21 protein-coding genes and 1 riboswitch are annotated in these 25,299 nt (G+C 71.9%); of the genes, 9 read left to right on the top strand and 12 right to left on the bottom strand.

Annotated features, from left to right (window positions below):
- Positions 1 to 338: 338 nt before the first annotated feature.
- A complete protein-coding gene (locus H2Q94_RS06145) occupies positions 339 to 1,550 on the top strand; it encodes a YbfB/YjiJ family MFS transporter (RefSeq protein WP_243793018.1) in 1,212 nt (403 codons plus the stop codon).
- Positions 1,551 to 1,553: 3 nt separating this feature from the next.
- Here the strand turns inward: H2Q94_RS06145 and H2Q94_RS06140 are convergent, their stop codons facing one another.
- Positions 1,554 to 1,769: a hypothetical protein gene (locus tag H2Q94_RS06140; RefSeq protein ID WP_243793015.1), complete on the bottom strand. Its 216-nt coding sequence runs from the start codon at positions 1,767 to 1,769 to the stop codon at positions 1,554 to 1,556.
- Positions 1,770 to 1,881: 112 nt separating this feature from the next.
- On the opposite strand from H2Q94_RS06140, the gene H2Q94_RS06135 reads away from it, so the two are divergent.
- Genes H2Q94_RS06135 through H2Q94_RS06125 form a run of 3 tightly spaced genes read left to right on the top strand, consistent with a single transcriptional unit; the run spans position 1,882 to position 3,936 of the window.
- Positions 1,882 to 2,739 carry a helix-turn-helix domain-containing protein gene (locus tag H2Q94_RS06135; RefSeq protein ID WP_243793012.1) on the top strand — a complete coding sequence of 286 codons (858 nt, stop codon included), beginning with the start codon at positions 1,882 to 1,884 and terminating at the stop codon, positions 2,737 to 2,739.
- Positions 2,736 to 2,924, top strand: a complete 189-nt coding sequence (locus H2Q94_RS06130) for a DUF397 domain-containing protein (protein ID WP_243793010.1) — start codon at positions 2,736 to 2,738, stop codon at positions 2,922 to 2,924. Before H2Q94_RS06135 ends, H2Q94_RS06130 begins: the two co-directional genes overlap by 4 nt.
- A 58-nt stretch (positions 2,925 to 2,982) precedes the next feature.
- Complete coding sequence (locus tag H2Q94_RS06125) at positions 2,983 to 3,936, top strand: MBL fold metallo-hydrolase (protein ID WP_243793008.1); 954 nt, start codon at positions 2,983 to 2,985, stop codon at positions 3,934 to 3,936.
- A gap of 121 nt (positions 3,937 to 4,057) precedes the next feature.
- Here the strand turns inward: H2Q94_RS06125 and H2Q94_RS06120 are convergent, their stop codons facing one another.
- Positions 4,058 to 5,020 (bottom strand): NAD-dependent epimerase/dehydratase family protein, encoded by a 963-nt coding sequence (locus H2Q94_RS06120; protein WP_243793006.1) that lies wholly within the window; start codon positions 5,018 to 5,020, stop codon positions 4,058 to 4,060.
- A 354-nt stretch (positions 5,021 to 5,374) separates the two neighbouring features.
- Between H2Q94_RS06120 and H2Q94_RS06115 the strand changes: the two genes are divergently transcribed.
- The 4 genes from H2Q94_RS06115 to metG all read left to right on the top strand — a co-directional run bounded on the left by H2Q94_RS06115 (position 5,375) and on the right by metG (position 9,681).
- On the top strand, positions 5,375 to 6,082 hold the full coding sequence (locus H2Q94_RS06115; protein WP_243793004.1) for a TetR/AcrR family transcriptional regulator: 708 nt from the start codon (positions 5,375 to 5,377) through the stop codon (positions 6,080 to 6,082).
- 182 nt (positions 6,083 to 6,264) lie between these two features.
- Positions 6,265 to 6,459 (top strand): ferredoxin, encoded by a 195-nt coding sequence (locus tag H2Q94_RS06110; RefSeq protein WP_243793002.1) that lies wholly within the window; start codon positions 6,265 to 6,267, stop codon positions 6,457 to 6,459.
- Positions 6,456 to 7,676 carry an NAD(P)/FAD-dependent oxidoreductase gene (locus H2Q94_RS06105; RefSeq protein WP_243793000.1) on the top strand — a complete coding sequence of 407 codons (1,221 nt, stop codon included), beginning with the start codon at positions 6,456 to 6,458 and terminating at the stop codon, positions 7,674 to 7,676. Before H2Q94_RS06110 ends, H2Q94_RS06105 begins: the two co-directional genes overlap by 4 nt.
- 286 nt (positions 7,677 to 7,962) lie before the next feature.
- Positions 7,963 to 9,681, top strand: coding sequence for a methionine--tRNA ligase (gene metG, locus H2Q94_RS06100; RefSeq protein WP_243792998.1), 1,719 nt, complete (start codon positions 7,963 to 7,965; stop codon positions 9,679 to 9,681).
- Between the two features lie 540 nt (positions 9,682 to 10,221).
- Here the strand turns inward: metG and cobA are convergent.
- Entirely contained in the window at positions 10,222 to 11,466 is a 1,245-nt protein-coding gene (gene cobA / locus H2Q94_RS06095) for a uroporphyrinogen-III C-methyltransferase (RefSeq protein ID WP_243792996.1), read from the bottom strand.
- Positions 11,467 to 11,911: 445 nt separating this feature from the next.
- On the opposite strand from cobA, the gene H2Q94_RS06090 reads away from it, so the two are divergent.
- On the top strand, positions 11,912 to 12,181 hold the full coding sequence (locus H2Q94_RS06090; RefSeq protein WP_243792993.1) for a DUF1876 domain-containing protein: 270 nt from the start codon (positions 11,912 to 11,914) through the stop codon (positions 12,179 to 12,181).
- 243 nt (positions 12,182 to 12,424) lie between these two features.
- On the opposite strand, the gene H2Q94_RS06085 is transcribed toward H2Q94_RS06090, so the two are convergent.
- From H2Q94_RS06085 to H2Q94_RS06045, 9 genes are all read right to left on the bottom strand, one after another.
- The gene (locus H2Q94_RS06085; RefSeq protein ID WP_243792991.1) at positions 12,425 to 13,075 is read right to left on the bottom strand and encodes a response regulator transcription factor; all 651 of its coding nucleotides are present in this window, start codon (positions 13,073 to 13,075) and stop codon (positions 12,425 to 12,427) included.
- Entirely contained in the window at positions 13,027 to 14,868 is a 1,842-nt protein-coding gene (locus tag H2Q94_RS06080) for a sensor histidine kinase (RefSeq protein ID WP_243792989.1), read from the bottom strand. Before H2Q94_RS06080 ends, H2Q94_RS06085 begins: the two co-directional genes overlap by 49 nt.
- 95 nt (positions 14,869 to 14,963) lie before the next feature.
- Positions 14,964 to 16,379: a cobalamin biosynthesis protein gene (locus H2Q94_RS06075; protein ID WP_243792987.1), complete on the bottom strand. Its 1,416-nt coding sequence runs from the start codon at positions 16,377 to 16,379 to the stop codon at positions 14,964 to 14,966.
- Positions 16,376 to 17,581, bottom strand: coding sequence for a bifunctional cobalt-precorrin-7 (C(5))-methyltransferase/cobalt-precorrin-6B (C(15))-methyltransferase (locus H2Q94_RS06070; RefSeq protein WP_243792985.1), 1,206 nt, complete (start codon positions 17,579 to 17,581; stop codon positions 16,376 to 16,378). Before H2Q94_RS06070 ends, H2Q94_RS06075 begins: the two co-directional genes overlap by 4 nt.
- Before the next feature lie 112 nt (positions 17,582 to 17,693).
- Positions 17,694 to 19,280, bottom strand: coding sequence for an SAM-dependent methyltransferase (locus H2Q94_RS30620; protein ID WP_309501130.1), 1,587 nt, complete (start codon positions 19,278 to 19,280; stop codon positions 17,694 to 17,696).
- Between the two features lie 190 nt (positions 19,281 to 19,470).
- Positions 19,471 to 20,862, bottom strand: coding sequence for a cobyrinic acid a,c-diamide synthase CobB (locus H2Q94_RS06060; protein ID WP_243792978.1), 1,392 nt, complete (start codon positions 20,860 to 20,862; stop codon positions 19,471 to 19,473).
- A complete protein-coding gene (gene cobO / locus H2Q94_RS06055) occupies positions 20,859 to 21,473 on the bottom strand; it encodes a cob(I)yrinic acid a,c-diamide adenosyltransferase (RefSeq protein WP_243792976.1) in 615 nt (204 codons plus the stop codon). The genes H2Q94_RS06060 and cobO overlap by 4 nt, the downstream gene beginning before the upstream one ends.
- Positions 21,474 to 22,336: 863 nt before the next feature.
- Positions 22,337 to 24,466: a putative cobaltochelatase gene (locus tag H2Q94_RS06050; RefSeq protein ID WP_243792974.1), complete on the bottom strand. Its 2,130-nt coding sequence runs from the start codon at positions 24,464 to 24,466 to the stop codon at positions 22,337 to 22,339.
- Positions 24,467 to 24,524: 58 nt separating this feature from the next.
- Positions 24,525 to 24,665: riboswitch (cobalamin riboswitch) on the bottom strand.
- Positions 24,666 to 24,734: 69 nt separating this feature from the next.
- Positions 24,735 to 25,202: a GNAT family N-acetyltransferase gene (locus H2Q94_RS06045; RefSeq protein WP_243792973.1), complete on the bottom strand. Its 468-nt coding sequence runs from the start codon at positions 25,200 to 25,202 to the stop codon at positions 24,735 to 24,737.
- Between the last annotated feature and the right edge of the window lie 97 nt (positions 25,203 to 25,299).

Raw genomic sequence — 25,299 nt, 5'->3', positions numbered from 1 at the left:
TTGGCTTCGGTCAGCGATTCTGCGACACCACCGGGGCCTTGCCGCAAGTCCCCCGGTCCGATATATGGTGAAGGTGGGAAGAGCAGAGTCTCCCCCATTCCCGCGTCGCGAAGAACGGCGCCCGGCCGTCGAAGTCGGCTTTCCGGCCGTGGCATGGAGTTCCTCGGCAAAGGCCGCGAGCGCTTCCTCCTGTTCCGCCTCCGCTCCCAGACGCCCGCACCTCCCGCTGGGCGACTCGTCCCGCCATGTCCGACCCGGGACGTGTCGGTCCGCACGTCACTTGGCCCGGAGGGCGATCTCCTGGTCAGCTGAGCGCGACGTACGGAACGGAGTCGTTCATGTCGCACGAACGCGAGTTGTCCCCGCCCTCGCTCACCGCCGCCCCACGACCGTTCGCGGTCGACGTACTGGTGGCGTTCGGGCTCGCGCTCGGCTCATCCTCCGCGCAAGGGTTGGGCCGGTTCGCCTACGGGCTGCTGCTGCCGTCGATGAGCGGCGCGCTGCACTGGTCGTTCGCCACGGCCGGGCTGATGAACACCGCGAACGCCCTCGGCTACCTGCTCGGCGCGCTCGTCGCCGCCCCCGCCGCTCGCCGCTGGAACCCGCGGCGGCTGTTCCTCACCGGGCTGATCGCCACCGCCCTGCTCATGCTCGCCTCCGCGAGCACCGGGAACATCGTGGTGCTGTTCGTGCTGCGGCTGGCGACCGGTGTCTCCGGTGCGGTGGCCTTCGTCCTCGGCGGCGTGCTCGCCACCCGGTTCAGCCAGGGCAGGCCGGGCGGGCGGCCCGCGGTGCTGCTCGGCATCTACTTCAGCGGCGGCGGCCTGGGCGTGCTGCTGTCCGGGCTGGGGTTGCCGCCGGTGCTGCAGGCGGCGCCGCCGGAGGACGCGTGGCGCTGGGGCTGGGTGGTGCTCGGCACCATGGCCGCCGTGTCCGTCGTGCTCGTGCTCCCGGCGGCCGCACGGACCTCGGTACCGCCGCCCGCGCCGGACGGGGAGCGCTTCTCGCCGAAGGTGCTCACCGCGACGCTCATCTCCTACGGACTGTTCGGCGTCGGGTACATCGCCTACATGACCTTCATCGGCGCCTACCTGGAGGTGGGCGGTGCGAGCCCCACCGAGGTCTCCGTGTTCTGGTCGACGCTCGGCGCGGCCGCGATCGTCGGCGGATTCGCGTGGGGACCGATGCTGGGGCGGCTGCGCGGTGGCCGGGCGCTGGCGGTGCTGCTGGTGGTCCTGACGTTCGGCGCGGCGCTGCCGCTGCTGTCCACCGGGATCGTCGCCGAGTTCGCCTCGGCGCTGCTGTTCGGCTGCTCGTTCCTGTCCGTGGTCACCGCCGTGACCACCACCGCCCGCAACGCGCTGCCGCCGCACCAGTGGGCAGCCGCGATCGGCGCGCTCACCACGGTGTTCGCCGCGGGCCAGTGCGCGGGGCCGTTGCTGGCGGGAGTGCTCTCCGACGGCGGCGGCATCGGCACCGGGCTGCTCATGTCCGTCGGCATCCTGGCTTGCGCCGCGCTGGTCGCCCTCGCCCAGCCCGCGGCCCGCTGAAGCTCAGCTCGGGAGCGCGAGCAGCTCGGCGGATTCCGGCCGCAGTCCCGAGGAGCACGCGCCGCACACCACGCGCGGCTTCTCGGGACTGCCGAGGCGGCGGTGCACCCGGCCGCGGATCACGTGCCCGCAGCGGGCCATCGGCAGCGGACCGCCGGTGCGCAACTCCACCGCGTGCCACAACGACTCCTGCTCCGAAGCCATGAACACTCGTGCCATGCCTACCTCCCTGTCCCCGCACCCTCAAATGATGATCGACATCAAATAAACGCCGATTGATAACTCGTTCGGGTCACGAAGTCCGTGTTCCGCGCTGGCTACGATCTGCTCCGTGCCCGCAGACACCATCCGAGTCACGCCACGAGCGCGCGCTCTCGCCGCCGCCATTCGATCCGCCAGGGAGAACTCCGGAATCAGCGGCCGAGAATTGAGCAAACGCCTCGGTCTGAGCCACGGAACCGTGTCGCACTGGGAAACCGGTCGCCGCATTCCCACGCCCGAGGACGTCGCGTCCTTCCTCGCCGTCGCGGGCGTCACCGGGCAGGAACGGCAACGACTGCTCGACCTCGCCCGGAATGCGAGCGAACCGAATTGGCTCACCGTGGGAATGCCCGGAATTCCACAGCAGCTCGCGGGCGCCGTGGAGTGCGAGCGGTCCGCTTCGGCGATCGTCGAATGGGCACCGATGGCCGTGCCCGGCCTGCTGCAGACCTCGGACTACTCGCGCGCCGTGTCAGCGGCGGGCGGTCTCACCACGCACGAGACCGAACGACGCGCCACCGTCCGAGCGGGGCGGCGCGAGATCATCACGAGGCGCGATCCAGTGCGATTCACCGCACTGATCGGCAGGCACAGCCTTTCCGACAAGATCGGAACCCCTGAGGTGATGCGCGATCAGTTGCGTTTCCTGCTGGAACTGGCGGCACGCGACAACGTCACGATCCAGGTCGTTCCGCCCGACGTCGGCTGGCATCCGGGATTGGCAGGCCCGTTCGTGCTCTACGACTTTCCCGATTCACCGGCCGTGGTCCACTTCGAACACTACAGTTCCGGCGCTTTCGTCCCGGACGACGACGATGTCCTGGCGTACCGGCAGGCCGTGACCAGAATTCTCGAACTGGCGATGAGTCCCGCCGTTACGGTCGACCTCATCGAGAAATCAGCGAGCGAACTGGAGAAATCAGGATGATTCCGACGAACTGGCGCACTTCGACCTACACCCACCCCAACGGGAACTGCGTGGAGGTGGGGCGGCTGGGGGCGCACGCCGCCGTGCGCGACACGAAGAACCGCGCCGCGGGCCACCTGACCATCGGCGCGGCGCAGTGGTCGTCCTTCGTGCGGAAGGTGACCTCCGGCCGCTACGACCGGTGATCCGCTTGATGTCCTGACGCGGGAATCCGGCGCCGGGAACTGTGCGAGCCTGATCACCATGCACACGAACGAATCCGCCCCGTCCCGCCTCGAACCGCTCGCCGACGAGGTGTGGGCGTGGGTGCAACCGGACGGCACCTGGTGGGTGAACAACGCCGGGGTGATCGGCGGCGAGGACGGGCTGCTGGTCGTCGACACGTGCGCCACCGAGCAGCGAACTCTGCGCTTCCTGGCCGAAATCGCCCGCGTGGCACCGGATCGGCCGATCCGGTGGGCGGTGAACACGCACGAGCACGGCGACCACTCCTACGGCAACAGCCTGCTGCCCGCCGAGACCGTCCTGTTCGGACACGAGCACATGCGGGCGGGATTGGCGGCGGATCCGATCATCGACGGGTGCCCGCCGTTCTGGTCTCCCGTTCCGGACTGGGGAGCGATCCGCCGGCGGGTGCCGTCGGTGACGTTCTCCTCGGCGGTCACGGTGCACACCGGTGGCCGCGCGGTGGAACTGCACCATCCCGGCCACACGGCGCACACCCGAGGCGACGTGGTGGCGTGGCTGCCTCGGGAGCGCATCTTGTTCACCGGCGACCTGCTCTTCCACGGCCTGACTCCGCTGGTGTTCATGGGCTCGCTCACCGGCGCGCTGCGCGCCTTGGACTGGGTCGCCGAATTCGCCCCGGAACGGGTGGTCCCCGGCCACGGCCCGCTGATCGACCGCGCTGACCTCGACGACGTGCTGGCCGCGCACGAGCGCTACTACCGGCACGTCCTGGCCATCGCCGGCACCGGCCGCCGCGACGGACTGTCCCCGCTGGAAGCGGCAACGCAGGCCGACCTGGGCGAGTTCGCCGACTGGGCCGACAGCGAACGCCTGGTCGCCAACCTGCACCGCGCGTACGCGGACGCGGACGGCGGCGAGGCCGACGTCATGGCCGCGCTGCGGGACTCCGTCGCGTGGCGCGGCGGCCCGATGGAGACCAGCGTGAACGACGCACCACCCGCTGGGTGAACGGGCGGTTCGACCGGTTCTTCGAGTCGAACGGTCCGTTCACCCACGACTCCCTTGCCGAGGCGCGGGTTCGGCAAGGGAGACGCGGACGCTCCGCCCCGCCCTCGCAAAGCGGGCGCGCTCAGGACCGGGAGGCCAGCCGGTCGCGGTACCAGTCGAGGGTCTGCCGCAGGCCTTCCGCGAGCGGTGTCGGCCGCCGGCCGAACTCCTTCTCGAACGCCGCGGACACCATGTTCTGCGGAATCGTGTGCTGGTAGAACATCTCGGCGTACTCGCGCATGAAGGTCTCGTCGAAAGGCCCCGCCGGTTCGGGCCGCGACAGCACCTCGACGGCGACCGGATGCCCGACGATCTCACCGGCAAGCTCGTGCACCTCAGCGGTGCTCACGGCGGGCACTGCGGGCAGGTGCCAGGCCCGGCCGAGCGCGGACGCGTCGCCGGTGGTCCCGAGATCAACGAGCCCGGCGGCCACGTCGGGCAGGAACGAGTAGCTGTGCGGCAGTGAGATGTCACCGAACCCGAACGCCGTCTCACCGGTGAGCACGGCCGGGAAGAACGCCTGCCCCAACGTCGAGTTGAGCACCCGCGGGCCGTAGAAGTCGGCCGCGCGCCCCAGCGCGACCCGGACTCGACCGGCCTCGTGCGCTTCGAGGTACGCGGCGTCCAGCTCGGCCCGCATGCGCCCCTTCCGGCTCGTCGCGGCCCACGGCGTGCGCTCGGTGATCGCCTCACCATCGGCCTCGCCGTAGGGATAGATCGTGTCCAGCACCACCAGCCGGGCGCCGGACCGCTCCGCCGCGGCGAGGATCGCGCTCGCGATGCCCGGCATCGCCGCGACCGCGAGGTGGTAGGCCACGTTCACCGCGTGGTAGATCGCGGTCGCCCCCTCGGTGGCGGCGATCGCCTGCTCGGCCACCGAGAGGTCGGCCACCCGGGTCTCCACTCCGTCGGGCGCCCCGGTGATCGGGCTTCGGCTGACCTGGCGCACGCGCAGCCCACGTGAAACGAGCTCCTCGACGAGCGTCACTCCCGCAGGTCCCGCTCCGAGAACCACGTGCAGTGGGGAATTCGAACTGTTCGGCATGATCATGTTCTCCGTGGTGAGCATCCGGTCATTCGCTTTCTTGGACAGGTGGCGGCCCGCGCTCGGCCCTGAAGAATGTGCGGGGTCCGCGGAAACGCGTGCATCAACGCGGCGATGGCGCTGCGCGACAGCGATCGAAGTCGCACCGACACGGCAGTCGATCGAATTCCGATTCCGCCGTGTCGGACGAATGGCTCAGCCCGTTCAGGCGACGACTTTCAACTGAACCGACCTCGTTCGACCCTCTCCGTTCTTCAGGAAGAAGCAGCCACGAACACGACGCTAGTGACCCGCATGCTCCTTTGGCAGTGTCAGTTTTACCTAACACCGTTAACCGTCACGTACGCTGTCAGCATGACCACGCCGCTTCGTCAGCGCCGCCGCGCCGCCGCGACCCGCGAGATCCTCGACGCGGCGGGCGACCACATCGCTTCGCACGGCCCGGCCGGGCTGTCCTTGCGCGCGGTCGCGCGCAGCCTCGGAATGACGGTCCAGGCCCTCTACCACTACTTCCCGAGCCGTGATGAGCTGGTCACAGCCTTGATCACGGAGGCGTACCACGATCTGGCGGACGCCGTGCAGGCGGCGCTCGACGCCACGGCGGCCCCGGAACGACATCGGTTCGTCGTCGCCGCGGAGGGGTACCGCACGTGGGCGGTCGAGAACGTGTCCCGGTTCCAGCTCCTCTACGGGACTCCGCTGCCGCACTACCGAGCCCCCGCCGACGGCCGCACCACCGACGGCGCCCGCCGCCTCGGGAGCGTCCTCATCCGAGAGCTGTTCGCCGGCTGCACCGACGATCAGCTGGCCCGCGCCGACTTTCCGACGCTGAGCACCGAAATGCGCACCCGCTTCGACGAGCTCCCACCGGAATCAATGGCCGCGCTACCGCCCCCGGCCGTCGCCGTGTTCATCAGCTCGTGGGGACATATGCACGGTCTCGTGGTGCTCGAAGCGTTCGGCCACACCTCTTTCATCGCCCCGGTGCAGGCGGAGTTGTTCCGGGAATCCATGCGAAACCTGGTCACCGATATGCACCGCCGCATTCCGCAGGCGCAATGACACGACGGTCGTCCGCGAAAGCACCGGGCGACGCCGACGGCGCCTGCCAACGGAGTCGTGCCGTCTCCCCGCGACCAGATCCGGTTCGCACTCGGCCATGAGCCGCGCCGGCCGGCCCGAACCTCCCGCGCCCGCTGAATCGGCTCTCGCTTCCGGCCCGCGCGTGGAGTAGAGAGGAACCCATGAAGATCACCATCGACGAGGACAGGTGCTGCGGCGCGGGACAGTGCGTGCTGGAGGCCCCCGACGTGTTCGATCAGCGAGCCGAGGACGGCGTGGTCGTGGTGCTCGACGCCGCCCCACCCGCCGAACTGCACGAGGCGAGCCGGGCGGCCGAGCAGCTGTGCCCGACCGCGGCGATCGAGATCACCGAATGACCACCGGCCGCATCGCCATCGTCGGCGCCTCCGCCGCCGGCCTCACCGCGGCCGAGACGTTGCGCCGCGGAGGCTGGGACGGCCGGATCAGCCTCATCGGGGACGAACCGCACGAGCCCTACGACCGGCCACCGCTGTCCAAGCAGGTGCTCGCGGGCAAGTGGGAGCCGGAGCGGACGGGGCTGCGGGCCGCGGACGCCCTCGACCTCCGGCTGGGCACGACGGCCACCGGGCTGGACGTGGCGAACCGCCGGGTGCTGCTCGGCGACGAGGCGCTGGACTGCGACGGCGTGATCATCGCGACCGGGGTCGCGGCTCGCACGCTGCCCGGCGAAGCGCGCGGCGCGCACGTGCTGCGCGGGCTCGACGACGCGCTGGCGCTGCGCGCCGAGCTCGCGAACCCGGGACGGCGCTTGGTGATCGTCGGAGCGGGCGTGCTGGGCGTGGAGGTCGCGGCCGTGGCCCGTGAACTCGGCCACGAAGTCGTGGTCGTCGCGCCCGAGGCGGCGCCGATGGAACGGGCGGTGGGCACCGAGGCCGGTGACCTGCTGGCCGAAGCGCACCGGGCGCACGGCGTCCAGCTGCGGCTCGGCGAGTTCGTGGACGGCCTGCTCGACGACGAGGGGCAGGTTCGCGGCGTGCGGCTCACCGACGGCTCGGAGATCACCGGCGACGCGGTGCTCATCGCGATCGGGTGCACACCCGCCGTGGAGTGGCTGCGCGACGGGCCGCTGGACCTCGCCGACGGAATCGGCTGCGACTCGTACTGCGCCGCGGCGCCGGGGATCTACGCCGCCGGCGACGTGGCCCGCTGGCACCACCCCGTGCTCGGGCGCCCGGTGCGGATCGAGCACCGGATGAACGCCACCGAGCAGGGCATGGCGGCCGCGCGGAACCTGCTGGCCGAACTGGATCAGGAACGCTTCGGCAGCCGCCAGGAGTTCACGCCGGTGTCCTACTTCTGGTCCGACCAGTACCGGTTCAAGATCCAGGCCTACGGCGATCTCGCCGCCGCCGATCAGGTTCAGCTCCGGGTGCTGGACAAGACCGATCCGGGCGCCCCGAAGGCGGCCGCGCTGTACCGGCGCGGCGACTCGGCGTTCGGCGCGCTCTCGATCGGGATTCCGCCGAAGCAAGCTCGTTCGCTGCGGGCCGCGGTGGCCACCCCACAACCGTGGGAACAGGCTCTGAGCGCACTCGACGAGCTCGCGGACTGAGGCTTCGGTGCCCGGGTGGCGGAACTTCAGGCGCCGCTGAAGTTCCGGCCCGCGCACCGAGCCACCGCCCGCACCCGTGCTGACCACGGCGCCTGTGACCGGTCGCACTCGACGGCCCTGGGACGGCGGCAGGGCCGGACCCGGCGGGCGATCCATCGCCGGTAACATATGCCTGGTCAACGATGTCGGCCGCCACTTTCGCGCCCGAGCATCCGCAGCACCGCGCGGCGCCCGGCGTCACCAGCCGCGAAGGTCCGCTCAGGAACCGGTATTGGAGCATCCCAGAATGACCCGCCACCTTGTCACCAGTGCGCTTCCGTACATCAACGGCATCAAGCACCTGGGCAACATGGTCGGCTCCATGCTCCCCGCCGACGTCTACTCGCGGTACCTGCGCCAGCGCGGGCACGAGGTGCTGTTCATCTGCGCCACCGACGAGCACGGCACGCCCGCCGAGCTGGCCGCCGCCGACGCGGGCCTTCCGGTGGCGGAGTTCTGCGAGCAGCAGCACCAGGTGCAAGCCGAGATCTACCGCGGTTTCGAGCTCTCCTTCGACCACTTCGGCCGTAGTTCCTCGGAGCAGAACCGGGAGATCACCCAGCACTTCGCCCGGAAGCTGCACGAGCACGGCTTCATCGAGCAGAAGTCGATCCGCCAGGTCTATTCGGCCGCCGACGGCCGGTTCCTGCCGGACCGCTACATCATCGGCACCTGCCCGCACTGCGGCTACGAGAAGGCGCGCGGCGACCAGTGCGAGAACTGCACGCGAGTGCTGGACCCGACCGATCTGATCGAGCCGCGCTCGGCGATCAGCGGCAGCACCGAACTGGAAGTCCGCGAGACCAAGCACCTGTTCCTCACCCAGTCCAAGCTCACCGACGAGGTGGAGCGCTGGCTGGACGCGGCCAGCGAGGAATGGCCGAACCTGTCCTCCTCCATCGCCCGCAAATGGCTCACCGAGGGGCTGCGGGACCGTTCCATCACCCGCGACCTCGACTGGGGCATCCCGGTGCCCGCCGACACCTGGCCGGAGCTGGCCGCCGAGAACAAGGTCTTCTACGTCTGGTTCGACGCGCCCATCGAGTACATCGGCGCCACCAAGGAATGGGCCGACCAGGCTCCGCAGGACCGGGACTGGAAGTCCTGGTGGTACGAGGCCGACGACGTGACCTACACGGAGTTCATGGCCAAGGACAACGTCCCCTTCCACACCGTGATGTTCCCGGCCACCGAACTGGGCACCCGCGAGCCGTGGAAGATGGTCGACTTCGTCCAGTCGTTCAACTGGCTCACCTACTACGGCGGGAAGTTCTCCACCAGCGACCAGCGCGGGATCTTCACGAACCAAGCGCTGGAACTGCTGCCCGCCGACTACTGGCGCTATTTCCTCATCGCGAACGCGCCGGAATCCGACGACGCCTCGTTCTCGTGGGAACTGTTCGCCTCGGTGGTGAACAAGGACCTCGCGGACACCCTGGGCAACTTCGTCAACCGCGTGCTGTCGTTCAGCCGCAAGCGATTCGGCGACGAGGTGCCCGCCGGGGCGGCCGCCGGTGAGCCGGAGCAGCGGCTCGCCGCCGAGATCGGCGGGCTCATCGAGGACTACCAGACGCACCTGGAGGCCAAGCACTTCCGCAAGGCCGCGCAGGCGCTGCGGTCGCTGTGGAGCGCGGGCAACTCCTACCTGGAGGAGAAGGCGCCGTGGATCCAGATCCGCACGGATCAGGACGCCGCCGCGTTGACCCTGCGCACCGCGATGAACCTGATCTACCTGTACGCGGTGCTCTCGGAACCGCTGATCCCGGCCGCCGCGCAGGCCATGCGGGCGGCGTTCGCCTCCGACGACCCGGCGCGGCGCTGGGTGTCGGTGGACGAGGCGAAGTCTTTCGCGCTGATCGAGGCGGGCACCGGCTTCACCATCCCGCCGGTGCTGTTCGCCAAGATCACCGAAGATGACCTGGAGTCCTACCGCACCCGCTTCGGCGGGTCAGTGGATGCTGGTTGAGCCGGTCTTTTCGCTTGGGGGGTCGGGTGGCGGAACCTCAGTTGGTCTCTCGCTGCGGGATCTTTTTCCCGAGTGGCTCCGCCACGAGGGAAAAAGCTGTCCTCGCGAGAGACCAACTGAGAACCCGCGGGTGAGCGGCTTTTCGACGTGGGCTATGCGCTTCGCGCATACAAGCACGGCCTTCGGCCGCACGGCACGGCCTTCGGCCGCGAGACAGACGAGGCTTCGCCCGCCCAAAGGCACGGCTTCGCCGCACGGCACGGCCTTCGGCCGCGAGACAGACGAGGCTTCGCCCGCCCAAAGGCACGGCTTCGCCGCACGGCACGGCCTTCGGCCGCGAGGCAAGCGTGGCTTCGCCCGCCCTTTAGCGGCTTCGCCGGTGCGTGGGGATCGTGATCACGAGCTCGTGGCGGCGCGGGCTTTCACGTGAACGTCCCCTTTGCGCAGTGCTATCGGGCGAAGGGGACATTGAGTCCACCCGGTTCCTCGAGTGAATGTTCCCTTTGACCGGTGTCACCGGGCGAAGGGGTCATTGGCCTGTCAGCGGCGGGAAGCGGGGGTGAGGTCGGCTACCGGGCCGATGATGATCACGGCGGGGGGTTTGACGTCGTGGTCGCGGATCGACTCCGCCGCCTCCTCCAGGGTGCTGCGGACGGCGTGCTGGGTGCGCATGGTGCCTTCCTGCACGATCGCGACCGGGGACTTCGGGTCGCGGCCGTGCTCGATCAGCACCGCCGCGAACTCGCCGATGCGCTTCACGGCCATCATCAGCACCAGCGTGCCCTTGAGCCGCGCCAGCGCAGGCCAGTCCACCAGCGACGTCTCGTCGTGCGGGCCGACATGCCCGGACACGACCACGACCTCGTGCGCCACCCCGCGATGCGTCACCGGTACGTCCGCAGCCGACGGGACGGAGAACGCGCTGGTGATTCCCGGGACCGTGGTCACCGCAACCCCGGCCTCCACGCAGGCCAGCAGCTCCTCGTAGCCGCGGCCGAAGACGTACGGATCGCCGCCCTTGAGGCGCACCACGAACCTGCCCGCCCGCACGTGCTCGATCAGCAGCTCGTTGATCACGTCCTGGTTGGCGGCGCGGCCGTACGGGATCTTCGAGGCGTCCACGACCTCCACGTGCGGCCCGAGCTCCTCCAGCAGCTCCCGCGGCGCCAGCCGATCGGTGATCACGACGTCCGCCTGCCCCAGCAGTTGCCTGCCGCGCACCGTGATCAGGTCCGGGGCGCCCGGCCCGCCACCGACGAGCGCCACACCGGGCGCGGGCCGCTCCGCGCTCTCGTCCACCGCACCGGTGCGCAGCGCCGCCACCAGCGCGTCCCGCACGGCGGCGGAACGGCGGTGGGCGCCACCTGCCAGCACGCCCAGCAGCAGCCCGCCGTGCTCGGCGACGGCGGGCGTGACGGCGCTGCCCTGCGAGGCGTCGTCGGCGCGCACGCAGAACACCCTCGAGCGCTCCGCCTCCGCTGCGACGGCCGCGTTGACCGCACTGCCCGTCGCGCACGCCACCGCGTACCAGGCGCCGTCGAGGTCGCCCTCGGCGTACGGGCGGCGGTGCCAGGTGAGCTCCCCGGCCTCCGCCATCGCCTCGACCGCCGGAGTGGCTTCGGGCGACACGACCTCCACGTGCGCTCCGGCGTTGATCAGCCGGGGCACTCGCCGCTGCGCGACGCTGCCCGCACCGACGACGACCACCCGCTTCCCGGTGAGGTCGAGTCCGGCGAAGTAGTGGTGTTCACCGGGCGAGTTCTGCGGAGAAGAGTGCGTGGTCATGCCGTCCGTCGTTCGTATCGAGGTGTCGCCGCGGCGTCGTTGCCGTGGCCTGGGTGCACGCTCACCGCGTGCCTGGGCCGCCACCCGAAGAGGGTCCCGCGGGATCCGATCCGCCGGCGCGGACGGCGCGCCGCCATCGGAGCGCAGCGCCGGCCCATCCTGCCATGAATGCCGCCGAGGTCAGGCCTGGAAGTGATCTCCCACGCGTGCGGCGGACATCTCTGGCGACCGTCCCGGGAGCCGACCGGCCCAACGGCGACCGAGTGCGGGCGCGGGACACGTCAGCCGCAGTATCGTGACCCGCCCGCGAACGAAGGTCAAACCTCCGGTGACCTCTCTCACCTGCGAAATCGCCCTGGGCAGCGGTCCGGTCACCGGCCGGATCCGCTTTGCCGCACGATGGACGGCGGCGCATCCTGGGGGCAGGCGAACCAGGGAGGCGGCCATGCACGCGAACCGGACGCTCACATTGGACATGCAGGTCATCGAGGCGGGGGCGAAGACCACCGCGGACGTCGGGATGGTGACCGGCGACGGGCGGGCGCTGCACGGGCACGGCACCGCGCGGCGGCACCCGGACGACCCGGACGTCCCGCAGATCGGGGATGAGATCGCGCTCGCCAGAGCGCTGTTCGAACTGGGCCACAAACTGCTCGACACCGCGGCGGGCGACATCGGCGAACGCCAGCACCGCCGAGTGCACCTCATGGCGTGACTCCTCCCGGACGTCCGACGCAGCACCTGTGGACGACTTCGTGCCCTGCCCGCAGGTTTTCGCGAAGTTGCACACTCCGTGACCTCTGAGGGGCGGCTGCGGCCAGTCGCGGATCTCGCCAGGGGTGGGGTCAGAGCTGATCGAATGGATGTCCCGGTGCCTGGCGGGGTCATTAGTGCGAGGTGACGTAGCTAGCCCTCGCGTCGGTACCTGCGCGTGGTCGAAGTCGGTCCGGGCGACACATCAGCTCACGGAGTCGAGGTAGGCGAGGACGGCGCGGACCCGTCGGTGATCGTCTTCGGACGGGCCGAGGTCGAGCTTCGTGAAGATGTTCGCGGTGTGCTTGCCGACCGAGCTTTCGCCGATGTGCAGCTGACTCGCGATGGCCGAGTTGGAGCGGCCCTGCGCCATCAGCTCCAGCACGTCGTGTTCTCGCGCGCTGAGCCGCCGCACCGGTGCGTCCTCGGCGCGGCGAGCCAGCAATTTCGAGATCACCTCGGGGTCCATCGCGGTGCCCCCGGCGGCGACGTTGCGCACCGCGTCGACGAACTGCTCGGCGTCGAACACCCGATCCTTCAGCAGGTAGCCGACGGCACCGGCCCCGTCGCTGAGCAGTTCCCGCGCGTAGAGCTGCTCCACGTGCTGCGACAGCACGAGCACCGGCAGCCCGGGCCGCTCCGCGCGTGCGCGCAACGCCGCCTGCAGGCCCTCATCGGTGCAGGTCGGCGGCAGCCGCACGTCGACCACCGCCACATCCGGCCGGTGCGCCGCGAGCGCGTGCGACAACTCCGGTCCGCTGGAGACGGCGGCGACGACCTCGAATCCGTGCGCGGTCAGCAGGGTCGTCAGGCCGTCTCGGAGGAGGAAGAGGTCTTCGGCGAGGACAACGCGCATGGGATCTCCATCGTGGCGCGGGTCGGGCCGCCCGCTGGGCTGCTGAGCTCGAGGGTGCCATCAAAAGTGCCGAGCCTGCGGCGAATTCCGCGCAGCCCGGTGCCGCCGCCGTCATCGGCGCCGCCGCACCCGTCGTCGGTGACCGAAATCCGCAGCACCCCCGCCGAATGCCCCAGTTCGATGCGCACGGCCCGCGCCTCGGCGTGCTTGAGCACGTTGCCCAGCAGCTCGCTGACGGCGAAGTACGCGGCCGATTCCACCGCCATGGGGCATCTTCCCGGCACCGTCCCGGTGATCTCCACCGGCAGCTCGACGTCGAGCGCCAGCGACCGGACCGCGTCGGCGAGGCCGCGTTCCACCAGCACCGGCGGCCGGATTCCGCGCACCAGGGCGCGGAGTTCGTCGAGCACCCGGCGGGAGTCGTCCCCGGTCTCGTCGAGCATGTCCCGCGCCCGCCCCGGTTCCCGGTCGAGCAGCACGCGGATCGCGCCGAGCTTCAAGCCGAGCGCCACCAGCCGAGCCTGCGGCCCGTCGTGCAGGTCGCGTTCGATGCGGTCCAGCTCCCGCGCTTCGGCGTCGACGGCGTCGGCCCGGGTCTCGGTGAGCCGCCGCACCCGCCGCGCCAGCTCGGCCCGCCGCGTCGGCGCCAGCAGCGACCGCGCCCACCACCCGTGCAACCGCATCGCCGGCGGCGCCAGCGCCAGGACCGCCGCGATGGCCGCCACGCCGAGCGCCGCCGTGGTGATCCGGTGCGCGGCGAACCAGTCCTGCCACGGCGAATCCGGCACGTCCACCTCGGTGAGCGTTTCGAGGACCCACACCCAGAACGGCGCCCACACGCTCTGCGTGCCCCAGAGGGTCAGCACGACCAGCGGCACCAGCAGCACCGCGGTCACGATCGGATCGGCGCCCAGCCAGGCCAGATCTCGCCACGTCGCCGGATCGCGCAGCACGTTCACGTAGCGGGCGTGCCGGATCGCCGGAGCCGGTGACTCGGTCAGCCGCCCGCCGCAGCGGTACAGGCCGTCCGATGTCGGCTCCGGCGGAGGCGGCTGCGGGCGGTACGGCTCGGGTATTTCGACGCCGCTCCACCGCGCCGCCACGGTCCGGTTGAGCCGAGCGAGCGCGGAGCCGCCGGCGGCGATCCGCTCCCAGAGCCGGTGCGCCCCGACGGCGTGCAGCAGCAGGAACGTCCCGGCCAGGCCGGCCGCGCCGAGCAGGTTCAGCACGGACAGGAGTCCGAGCACCAGCAGCCGCCAGCTGTCGAGCAGCGCCTGCTGGATCGTGCGCGACCAGGCGCGCTGCGGTCGCGGCGGGCCGAGCAGGCTCGCCGTCCACCGGGCGTGCAGCCGCAGCGCGGGCCGGCCGATGAGCACGGCCAGCAGCCCGAGCGGAGCTCCGACGAACGGGCTCAGCAGCATCCAGTTCATGTCCCGCGTGGTCGCCGGATCAGCGGACACCCGAAGCGTGCGCTGGAGGTAGTGCGGCAGCAGCGGCCGCCGGTACAGGTGGTCGTCCCACCGGTACCAGCCTTCCGCGTCGGGTTGCGGGACCGGAGGCACCGGCAGGTACTCGATGTCCGCCTCGACCCCCTGTTCCTCCGCGAGGCGGCGTGCCGAGTTCGGCGCCGCACGACACCGGTCCAGGAGCCGTTCGCCCGGAGCGCACAATCCGGCGCTGATCAGCACGATCGCCACGACGCACCCCGCGAACAGCACCGGCCCCGCCCACGCGAGCCCGAACAGCACCAGTCCTCGTCGCGCGGTCGCACCGCGCCTCCTCCAGCCCCGCATGGACGTCATTGTTCTGAATCCGATGCGCCCGCACAGTCGTCCTGGCCACCGAACCGGGGTGGAGTTGGCCCCACCCTCGATTCACCGGCCCGCTGTCAGGGAGCGGGGATCCCGGGGATGACGACGATGTTCAGGCCACGGCAACCGGGTTCGGCGCGCACGGCCGCGTGCTGGGGTGCGGCGTCGCCCGTCCCGATGAGCGCCACCACATGCCCGTCGCGAGCATGTTCGGCGGCGGCCCGCGCGCCGGCTTCGGCGGAGTCGACGGCCTCCGTCCGCGCGCCCGGATGCAGCAGGTCCCGCACCTGACCGAGGTCGTGCGCGCTGCCGATGACGGCGGCGGCGCGGCGGAGTTCGGCCTCGGCGCGCGGCGCGCGCAGGTCGGCGGGGCCGGGTCCGAGGCCGACGACGGTCACCCGACCACGCGGGCGGACGCGGGCGGCGGCGACGGTGACTCCGTCGGCGACGAGCTTCGGCACCACCAGCTCGACGGCGAGTTCGTCCACGATGTCGTTGTGCCCCAACGGTTTCCACGCCTCGGAGGAGTCCTGGTCGCTCGTCGCGGAGCCACCGGAGTCCGGTGCTGCACCCGACTCGCCGACGGCCAGCTCCCCTGCGGCACGCAACGCGGCGGCCTCGGCGACGCTGGCCGTGCCCGTCTCCCGCAGCACCTCCGCGCTCGGGTTCGGCACCGCGACCTCGGCGAGCTCCGCCGCCGGGTACAGCCGCAGCGGCAATTCCTCCCCGTCGGCGGAATGCCAGAACCCCAGGTCCTGCACGGCGTCCAGGATGCCGCGCTCGTCGGCCTTCGCCTCCGCCGTGGCGAACGCGCGGATCGCCCGCGGATCGAGCCCGTGCTCCCGGTCGAGCCGGGACATCAGCCCCGTCACCGCGGTGCGGGACACGCCGCGTACCGAACCCACGCCCACCACCAGCGTCGGCGGGATCAGCCGCACCGTGCGCTCGCCGAGCTCCCCCACCGGCCGCCGGTCGTCCACCACGACGGTCCACTCCGGCTCGTCGCAGTGCGCCGAGACGTTCTCCGGCATCGCGGGCAACGGGAACCCGTGCGGGTTGACCAGCCGCACGTGCTCCTCGTCGGCCACCGACTGCGCGCACCCGGCGAGATCACCGTCCACAGTGGCCGAAAGGTGATCGACGAGCTCGTCCAGCGGGCTCACCGCCGCACCCGTGGTGAGCACCGGGACTCGGCCCAGCACCTCCGCGATCTGCGGCGCCACGGCTTGCGCCCCACCGGAGACGGTGACGGCGAACCGCTCGTCGACGCACACGACCTCCGGATCGGTGCGCTCGTCGCGCAGCAGCGGCGCGATCAGCCGCACCGCCGCGCCGACCGGCAGGAACAGCACCACCACGTCCAGCGAGGACCACAGCCGACGCAGCGCAGGCCCCGGGCCGCCGTCGACGAGCATCGCGTCCGGCCCCCACCGGGCGGCGAGCTCGGTCGCCGTGCGCTGCTCCTGCGGGGAGCGCGGGAACAGCCCGATCACGAGTCGGCCTCGCGTCGCCCGGACACCAGCACCACCGGCGCCGTGGGCTCCAGTTTCGAACCGCCATCGGCGAGCTCCACGAGCCTGCTCGCCGCCAGCTGCACTCCGCGCACCTCGTAGCCCGCGGTGCGCAACGCCTCCCGGGTGGGGCCGACCCGCTCCAGCTCCGTCAGCTCCACCACGATCCGCGCCGCGCCCGCGTGCGCGCACGCGGCGACGACGTCCCCGCCGCCTCCGCCGACGAACACCGCGTCCGGTTTCGGCAGCGCCCGCAACGACTCCGGCGCGGCCCCCTCCTCCACGCGCACGTCCACGCCGTGCCCGGCGGCATTGGTGATCAGCCGCACGACCTGCGCCTGGTCCGACTCGACCGCGATCGTCGCGGCGCCCAGCCGCGCGCATTCCACCGCGACCGAACCGGAACCGGATCCCACGTCCCAGACGAGCGTCCCGGGCCGGGCGGCGAGTTCCGCCAGCGCGACCGCGCGCACCTCGGCGGGAGTGATGTCGCCGTCGCGGTGGGAGAACCCGTCCTCGGACAGCGCCCAGCCCGATGCGGGCGGCAGCACCTCGCCACCGGCGAGCCAGCCGCCGGCGCCGATCTCCTTCGGTTCCTCCGCGCACAGCACCACCGCGTCCGCGCGCCACGTGCGCCGTGCGGCCTCCTCGGGAGTGACCGTGCTGATCTGCTCCGCTTCCCCGCCGAGGTCCTCGCCGACGACCAGCGTGCGCCGCCAGCCCGCTAGCCCGGACGCGAGCTGCGCCGGACCGGCGTTCGCCCCGCCGAGCACCAGCACCGCCGGACGCGCCCGGCACAGGTTCAGCACCCGCGGCAGGGCCGCTTCGCTGGCCGCCGCGACCGGAACCTCGTCCCACGGCCTGCCCAGCCGAGCCATCAGCCGCGCCACGTTCGGAGCGGCGGGCGTCACGGCGCAGCGCACGCCGCGCTCCCGCAATTCCCGCAGCACACCGAAGAATCCGGGGTCGCCGTCGACGAGGACGACGCCGGTCTCCTCACCGGCCAGCGAGGTCAGCGCGCCGAGCGCCTGGCCCCACTGCGCCAGATCCAGCGACCGGGCCTGCTGCGGGGCGTGCGCGTCCAGCTGTCTGCGCGAACCCACCACGAGCCGCGCCGACCGCAACACTTCGGCGGCGCCCGCAGGCAACTCCGCCCCCTCGACCCCGATCACCGTGACCGTCACGTCTTCCACCTCGTCCTGCCAGGCCGCTTCACCGGCCGGCTCGCGGATCGCGAGCCCAGCTCACCTTGCCATGCCGGGCGATCACGCCGCCGCGAACCCGATCACGGCGAGTTCAGCTCGACGCGTCGCCCTTGTTCTTCGTCGATTTCGACCCTGTGGTGCGGGATTTGGCGGTCGACGCCTTGGTCTGGGCCTTCGTCTGGGCTTTGCCTTGCGACTTCGCCCGGGAGCGGGTCTTGGCCGTGGCCCGGGTACCGCCGGTGGTGCTCGCCGCGGAGGTGCGCGAGTTCGCGGTCTCCGCGGGGGTTTCCTCGGCCGCGGCGGCGGGAGCGTCCTGCGTCGGCTCGGCCCCGGAGCCGTCGTCGGCGGGCTCATCGCGCACCACCGATAAGGCCGCCCGAGCGGGGCGCTCGGGTCGCGGGTCGGCGTCGAACTCGGCGTCGGCGGGCAGCTCCGGAGCCGGTTCCGCTTGCGGCACAACGGTTTCCTCGACCGTCGCGGGCTGCGAGGCGTCCCGGGTGTCGGCAGGCTCGTTCTCCGCCGCGTCCGGTTTGCCCGCCGCGCCGAACAGCTCCGGTTGCGCCGGGTCCTCGGTGCGGCGTTGCCGCGCCTGCACCCGAGCCGCACCACGTGCCGCCTCCTGCCATTCCCGCACCGCCCACCAGGCGATGTTCGGCACGGCCGAGCCGTTGCCGTCCGCGCCGGTCGCGGCGTCGGTTCCGGCCGGCTCCGCCGCCGCGACCGGCTCCGCCCGGCGCCACGACGCCGCACCGGCGCCCGCGCTGGGTGCGGTGCTCGCGTTGGAGGCGGTGCCGACCTGGAAGACCGCGCTGCCGCCCGGAACTTCCTCCTGATCGGAGCGCGACGGAGCCGCGTCGCCGTCGCGCCGCGTGGAGCGGTAGCCACGGCGCCGCGCCGGTGAATCCGTCCGGCGATAACCGGATTCACCGTGTCCGCCCCGAGTTCTCCCGCCCGCGCCCCGGCCTCTGCCGCTACTGCCCAGCGCCTTGCCGACGAGGAACAGCGCGGACCGCCACAGCTTGCGCTGCTTCACCGCGTGTTCCAGCTCGCCGATGGTGGTGCTCAACAGCACCTCGTCCGGCCAGCTCACCTTGTACGCGACCAGCACCGGCACGTCGTCGGCGCAACCACCGGCGCGCAGTTCCTCGACGAGTTGCGCGGCGCGGGAGGCGGGCAGCGTCACCGCCATCGTCGTGCCGTGCCGGGCGAGGTCCCGCACCTGATCGGCGTCGGGATTCGCCCCGGAGCCACCGCCGAGCCGGGTCAGCAGCACCGACTGCGCCTCCTCCGGCACCGTCAGCTCCCGGCCCACGGCGGCCGCGGCGGCGGAGAAGCCGTTGACGCCGGGCACGATCTCCACGTCCAGTTCCATCTTCGTGCAGGCGTCGTGCTGCTCCTGCACCGAACCCCACAGCGCCGGGTCACCGGCGTGCAACCGCACGACTCGCAACTTGTCGCGTTCGGCGCGGCGGTACACCTCCACCGCCTGCTCGTGGGTGAGCTGGGAGGAGTCGAGCAGTTCCGCGTCCGCGTTCGCGTGCTCCCGAACGCACTCGGGCGCCAGGACGCTGGCGGACCACACCACGACGTCGGCTTCGGCGATGCGTCGTGCGGCGCGGACCGTGATGAGGTCCGCGGCGCCGGGTCCGGCGCCGATGAACGAGATCCGCCCACTCACTGTTCGCTCTCCTGTTCCGCATCAACGCTACGGCCGTCCACGCCGAACCGTCCACATCGGACACCGCCGAGAGGAGGGACACCGGCCCGATGGCCAGGGAGGCGAGGCGTGGCCGGACCGGTGGCACCGGGCAGCACGTCGCCCACCGTGGCCGCGTAGGTGACGACCGTACCTGTTGATCGCGGCGCGCTCACACGGCCGTACCCGCACCGCCGGTCACCGCGCGCGAGCAGGCGGTCACGAAGCGCGACACCCCCTCCGGCGCCCCGGCAGGATGGGTGTGCAGGTAGGAGGCGTGCAGGCCGCCGCGCACGAAACCTTCCGCGACCGCCGACTCCGCGCGCCAGAACCACGCGGGATCCGCGCCGTGCCCCGGATCGAGCCGGGTGCGGTGGAATTCGTGCCCGGTGAACCGGGAACCGCGCACGCCCAGCACCGAGTCGGTCGCGGCGACCGCATCGCGGTAGCCCAGCGTCAGCCGCGGCGACATCTCGGCCCGCGCCGGGATCACCCCGCACAGCGGGTGCCCGTCGAGTTCCTCCGCGAGGTACAGCAGCCCGCCGCACTCGGCGTGGATCGGGGCGCCCGTCGCGGCGAACCGGGTGATCTCCGCGCGCAGCGCCGTGTTCTCCGACAGCGCGGCGGCGTGCTGTTCCGGGAACCCGCCGGGCAGCACGAGCCCGCGCGTGCCGGCCGGCAGCGCCTCGTCGCGCAGCGGATCGAGCACGGCCACCTCCGCACCGGCGGCCCTCAGCAGCTCCACGTGTTCGGTGTAGGCGAAGGTGAACGCGGGGCCACCGGCCACGGCGATCACCGGGCGATCCGGAACCGGCGTCACCTCGGCCGCCGCGTCCCAGGCCGGGCCGTCGAGCGCCGGAGCGCTGCGCGCCAGCGCCACCACCGCGTCCAGGTCCACACCGGTCTCGACGGCGTCCGACATCGCCTCGACCGCGTCGGTGGCGGCACCGCCGTGCTCGGTCGCGGTGACCAGCCCGAGGTGCCGGGAGGGCACGCTCAGCCCGCCGGTGCGGCCCAGCGCACCGAGCACCGGCAGCCCCACCGAGTCCGACGCGTCCCGCAGCACCTGCTCGTGGCGGACCGACCCGACCCGGTTGAGGATCACCCCGGCCAGCCGCACCCCCGGCTGGAAGCTGCGGAAACCGTGCAGCAGCGCGGCGATGCTCTGCGACTGCCCTTGCGCGTCGACGACCAGCACCACCGGGGCGTGCAGCAGGCCCGCGACGTGCGCGGTGGAGCCGAACGCGGGTTCGTCGCCCGGCCCCGTGCCGTCGATCTTGCCGTCGAACAGACCCATCACGCCTTCGGCGACGGACAGATCGGCGCCCGCGCTGCCGTGCCGGAACAGCGGCGCGATCCGCTCCTCCCCCACCAGCACCGGGTCCAGGTTCCGCCCGGGCAGCCCGGAGGCGACGTGGTGGTAGCCGGGGTCGATGTAGTCCGGGCCGACCTTGAACGGCGCCACCCGCAGCGACCGGCGGCGCAGCGCGCCCAGCAGCCCGGTCGCCACCGTCGTCTTGCCCTGCCCGGAACCGGGCGCGGCGATGACGACGCGCGGGCTCACCACTCGATGCCCTTCTGGCCCTTCTGGCCGGCGTCCATCGGGTGCTTCACCTTCGTGGTCTCCAGCACCAGGTCGGCGGCGTCGAGCAGCTCCTGCGGCGCGTTCCGCCCGGTGATCACCACGTGCTGGTGGCCGGGGCGGTCGCGCAGCGTCTCGACGACTTCGGCGACGTCGATCCAGCCCCAGTGCAGCGGGTAGGTGAATTCGTCGAGCACGTACATGCCGTGCCGCTCGTCGGCGATCCGGCGGGCGATCTCCCGCCAACCCTCCAGCGCGGCGGCCGCGTGGTCCTCCTCGGAGCCCTGCTTGCGCGCCCAGGACCAGCCTTCGCCCATCTTGTGCCACTCGACGGCGCCGCCTTCACCGGTCTCGTCGTGCAGCCTGCCGAGGGCGCGGAACGCGGACTCCTCGCCGACCTTCCACTTCGCCGACTTCACGAACTGGAACACGCCGATGGACCAGCCCTGGTTCCAGCCGCGCAGGGCGAGCCCGAACGCGCTGGTGGACTTCCCCTTCATCTCTCCGGTGTGCACGATCAGCAACGGACGGTTGCGCCGCTGCCGCGTGGTCAACCCGTCTTGCGGAACGGAGTTCGGCTTTCCCTGAGGCATGACCCGACCCTAGGTCACCCGCAACGCCGCTCGAAGCACCTGTATCGGAGCTCATCCCGCCCGGAAGGGCTCGCCGGGCCGGTTCGCCGATCCTGGCGAGGCGCGGCGCGAATTCGACAGCGGTCGGCCGGAAGCGCGGAACGACTCCGCGAACGAAACTTCTGAATGCCTTCCGAAAAAATGCCGTTCCGCTCCGACGCCAAAGTGTCACCGCGATGCCCCGGGCAGCCGAGTGACCGCCCGCGCTCCTCGCCATACTCTCGAATCGGAGCCTGCCGACCTCGGCGACGTCCGCCACAGCACGTCGGGACACTGACCCCCCTCTCGGGTGCGGATGCGCGAATGCGAGCCGACAACGACGTCGACGATGCGAAGGTGACCGCGCGGGCGAATGTGGGCCTGCCGTGCTCCGCGCGCTTCGGACGGTAACAGCGCGATTCCTTGCTGTGAACGGAAAATCAGCGAGGAGCGCGACCTCCACTCGGTCGAGTCGTCCGCCCGACACGAACAGAGCAGCACCATTCCGGGAGACGATTTCACGCATTGATCGGCCAGGCGGTGAGAACGTTTTCCGGCCGGGTGGCGCCGAGCCGGTCCCGGCCGGACGAACCGGGATCTCCTACCGGCGATCGTCTCGAGACGGACCGGACCGGATCACCGATCGGTGCACCGCGATGGAGGCGGTCGCGAAGCACCGGTGCCGGACACAAAAAAGTGCCCCCGCGCTCGACCGACCTGGGGGTCATCGGGAGCGCGAGGGCACTTCGTGGTCCACCCCTGGGGGTCAGGTGGACGTTGCACACCTTACCAAGTACGTCGGGATATTCCTACTCCGCCTGGCCGGAGTCGTAACCGAATCGGAATCAAGCGGCGCGGGCGGCGGTGTCGCGGGCCGCGCGGACCACTCCGGCGACGGCGTCGGCGGAGAGCTCCTCCAACCGCAGGCAGGCTCCGCCGAGTGCGGTGGCGACCTGGGCGGCGAGGCCGAGGCGCACCATGCCCTGCTCGCAGTCGACGACCACGGACGCCACACCGAGCCCGGCGAGCAGCCCCGCCGCTCGCATCGAATCCCGCACCGCCTGTTGCGCCCTGGCCCGCCCGGTTCCGGCGTCACCGGCGGGAACCGTGGCCTTGCCGTCGGTGAGCAGGACCAGCAGCGGCCGCCTGCGCGGGTCGCGGGTGCGTTCGGTGGTGACGACCTGCCGGACCTTGAGCAGCCCGGTCGCCAGTGGCGTGCGGCCGCCGGTGCGCAGGTCCCGCATCCGGGTGGCGGCGATCTCCACCGACGACGTGGGCGGCAGCGCCAGCTCGGCGTCCTCGCCGCGGAAGGTCACCACGCCGACCTTGTCGCGGCGCTGGTAGGCGTCGCGCAGCAGGGAGAGCACGGCGCCGCTGACGGCGGACATGCGCTCGCGGGCGGCCATCGAACCGGAGGCGTCGACGGCGAACAGCACGAGGTTGCCTTCGCGGCCCTCGCGCACCGACTTCCGCACGTCCCCGCGATGCAGGACGAGGCCGGGTCCGCTGCGCCCGCGTGCCCGCTGGTGCGGGGCCGCGGCGATCAGCGTGGACGGCAGGTGCACGCCATGTCCGTCCACTGTGGAGGAACGAACGGCCTGGCCGCTGCGGGAGCGGGCTCGGGATCGCCGCCCGGGGGCGCCTTCGCCGACGCCGGGGACTTCCAGCAGCCGCGCCCGGAACGCCGGGGCGGGCGCGGCAGGCGGCTTGTTCGCGGGCGCCTGACCGTTGCCGTCGTCCTGCCGGGAGCCGCCGTTCCCGTTCGGCGCGGGCGTTTCCGGCGGAGTCTGCGCCTCCCCGCCGCCCGGGCCGTCCGGACCGTCATCCGGTCCGCCGTCGGGAGCGCCACCACCCGGACCGCCCGGTCCGTCGTCGGGGCCTTCCGGCGGTTCCTCCCCGCCATCGTCCTGCTGGGAGTCCGGGGAGTCGTCGCCCGGCTGCTCCTCGGCGTGCTGGGCGGCGTCGTTGAGCGCCTGCTGCAGCTGGTCCTCTTCGACACCGGGCTCGTCGAACGGGTCGCGGCGCCGCCGGTGCGGCAGCGCCAGCCGGGCCGCGGCCTCCACATCGGACTCCGCCACGGCGTCGGCACCGCGCCATGCGGCGTGCGCCACGGCGGCGCGCGCCAGCACCAGGTCGGCGCGCATGCCGTCCACGTCGAACGACGCGCACAGCGCGGAGATCCGCCGCAGCTCCGCGTCGGGCAGCCGCACCGACTCCACCCGGGACCGCGCCTCGGTGATCCGCCGCGCCAGGTCGGCGTCCTCGTCGGCCCACTGCGCGGCGAAGCCCGCCGGGTCCGCTTCGAACGCGAGCCGCCTGCGCACCACCTCGGTGCGCGTGGTCACGTCTCGGGACGCCGCGACCTGCACGGTCAGCCCGAACCGGTCGAGCAGCTGCGGACGCAGCTCGCCCTCCTCCGGATTCATGGTGCCCACCAGCAGGAACGAAGCCGCGTGCGTCACCGACACGCCTTCGCGCTCCACGTGCGCGCGGCCCATCGCCGCCGCGTCCAGCAGCAGGTCCACCAGGTGATCGTGCAGCAGGTTGACCTCGTCGACGTAGAGCACGCCGCGGTGCGCCGCCGCCAGCAGACCGGGCTGGTAGGCGCTGACGCCTTCGGTCAGCGCTCGTTCCAGGTCGAGGGAGCCGACCAGCCGGTCCTCGGTGGCGCCCACCGGCAGCTCCACCAGTTCCGCGGGCCGCTGCACACCGGAGACCTCGGCGTGCGGGCCGTCCGGGCACTGCGGGTCGGGGCGCTGCGGGGCGCAGCCGAAGCGGCAGCCGGGCACGACGTCCAGCGCGGGCAGCAGCGACGCCAAGGCGCGCACCACCGTCGACTTCGCGGTGCCCTTCTCGCCGCGCACCAGCACCCCGCCGATGCGCGGGTGCACCGCGTTCAGCAGCAGCGCCAGCCGCAGATCGTCGTGCCCGACCACAGCGGTGAACGGGAAACGCGGGCTCGCGGGAGCAGTCATGCCAGGTGTTCCTTCCTCGGGTGTCGGACGCCCCGATGTCGGCTGCGCCAAGGCGAGGCAGTGTCCTGACTCCCGGATCAACGCGGAACCCCGGCCTTCCCAGGCAGCAGCGTTCGCTGACGCGCCCGGTGGCTCGCGAGGGAGATTCGCTCCCCGGTCACAGTGGCGCCGACCGTGCCGGACTCACACCGGCTTCCTGACCTGCCTTGGCTGGGACCAGCGAGCATCGTCGCAGATCACGGACGGCCGAGGAACCGTCCCGGTCGGCTCAGCGCAGCGAACCGGGGTATCGGTGCATGTCGACGTGCGGGATGCCGTCTTCGAGATACTCCTCACCCGAGGGTTCGAACCCGAAACCGCGGTAGAACTCCAGCGCGTAGGTCTGCGCCGACAGCGCCGCCGGGGCGCGCTGGATCTCGGCGAGCGCGGCGCGCATCAGCTTGCGCCCGAGGCCGAGCCCCCTGGCCTCTTTGGCGGTGGCGACGCGGCCGATGCGGAAGGTGCCGTCGGGGTCTTCGAGCAGCCGCAGGTAGCCGAGCACATATCCGTCGGCGGAGTCGATCCAGAAGTGCCTGGTGCTGTTCTCCAGGTCCCGGCCGTCGAGCTCCGGGTACGGGCAGCTCTGCTCGACCACGAACACGTCCACGCGCAGGCGGAGCATGCGGTAGAAGTCCTCGGCGTCGAGGTCGGCCGTGTAGGCGCGGTGGACTGCGGTGGCGAGCGGTTGCAGGGTCACACCTCACGGGATATCACATTCCGGCTACGACACCTGCGGTCACCTGCAATGGGAGTAGCGAACACCACGTCGGTGGCGTACATGGCGCCGCCTGGTC

The sequence above is a fragment of the Saccharopolyspora gloriosae genome (genome assembly GCF_022828475.1).
Taxonomy (GTDB): Bacteria; Actinomycetota; Actinomycetes; order Mycobacteriales; family Pseudonocardiaceae; genus Saccharopolyspora_C; species Saccharopolyspora_C gloriosae_A.
Note: the sequence above shows the minus strand (reverse complement) of the source record. Positions and strands in the feature narration are given on the sequence as shown.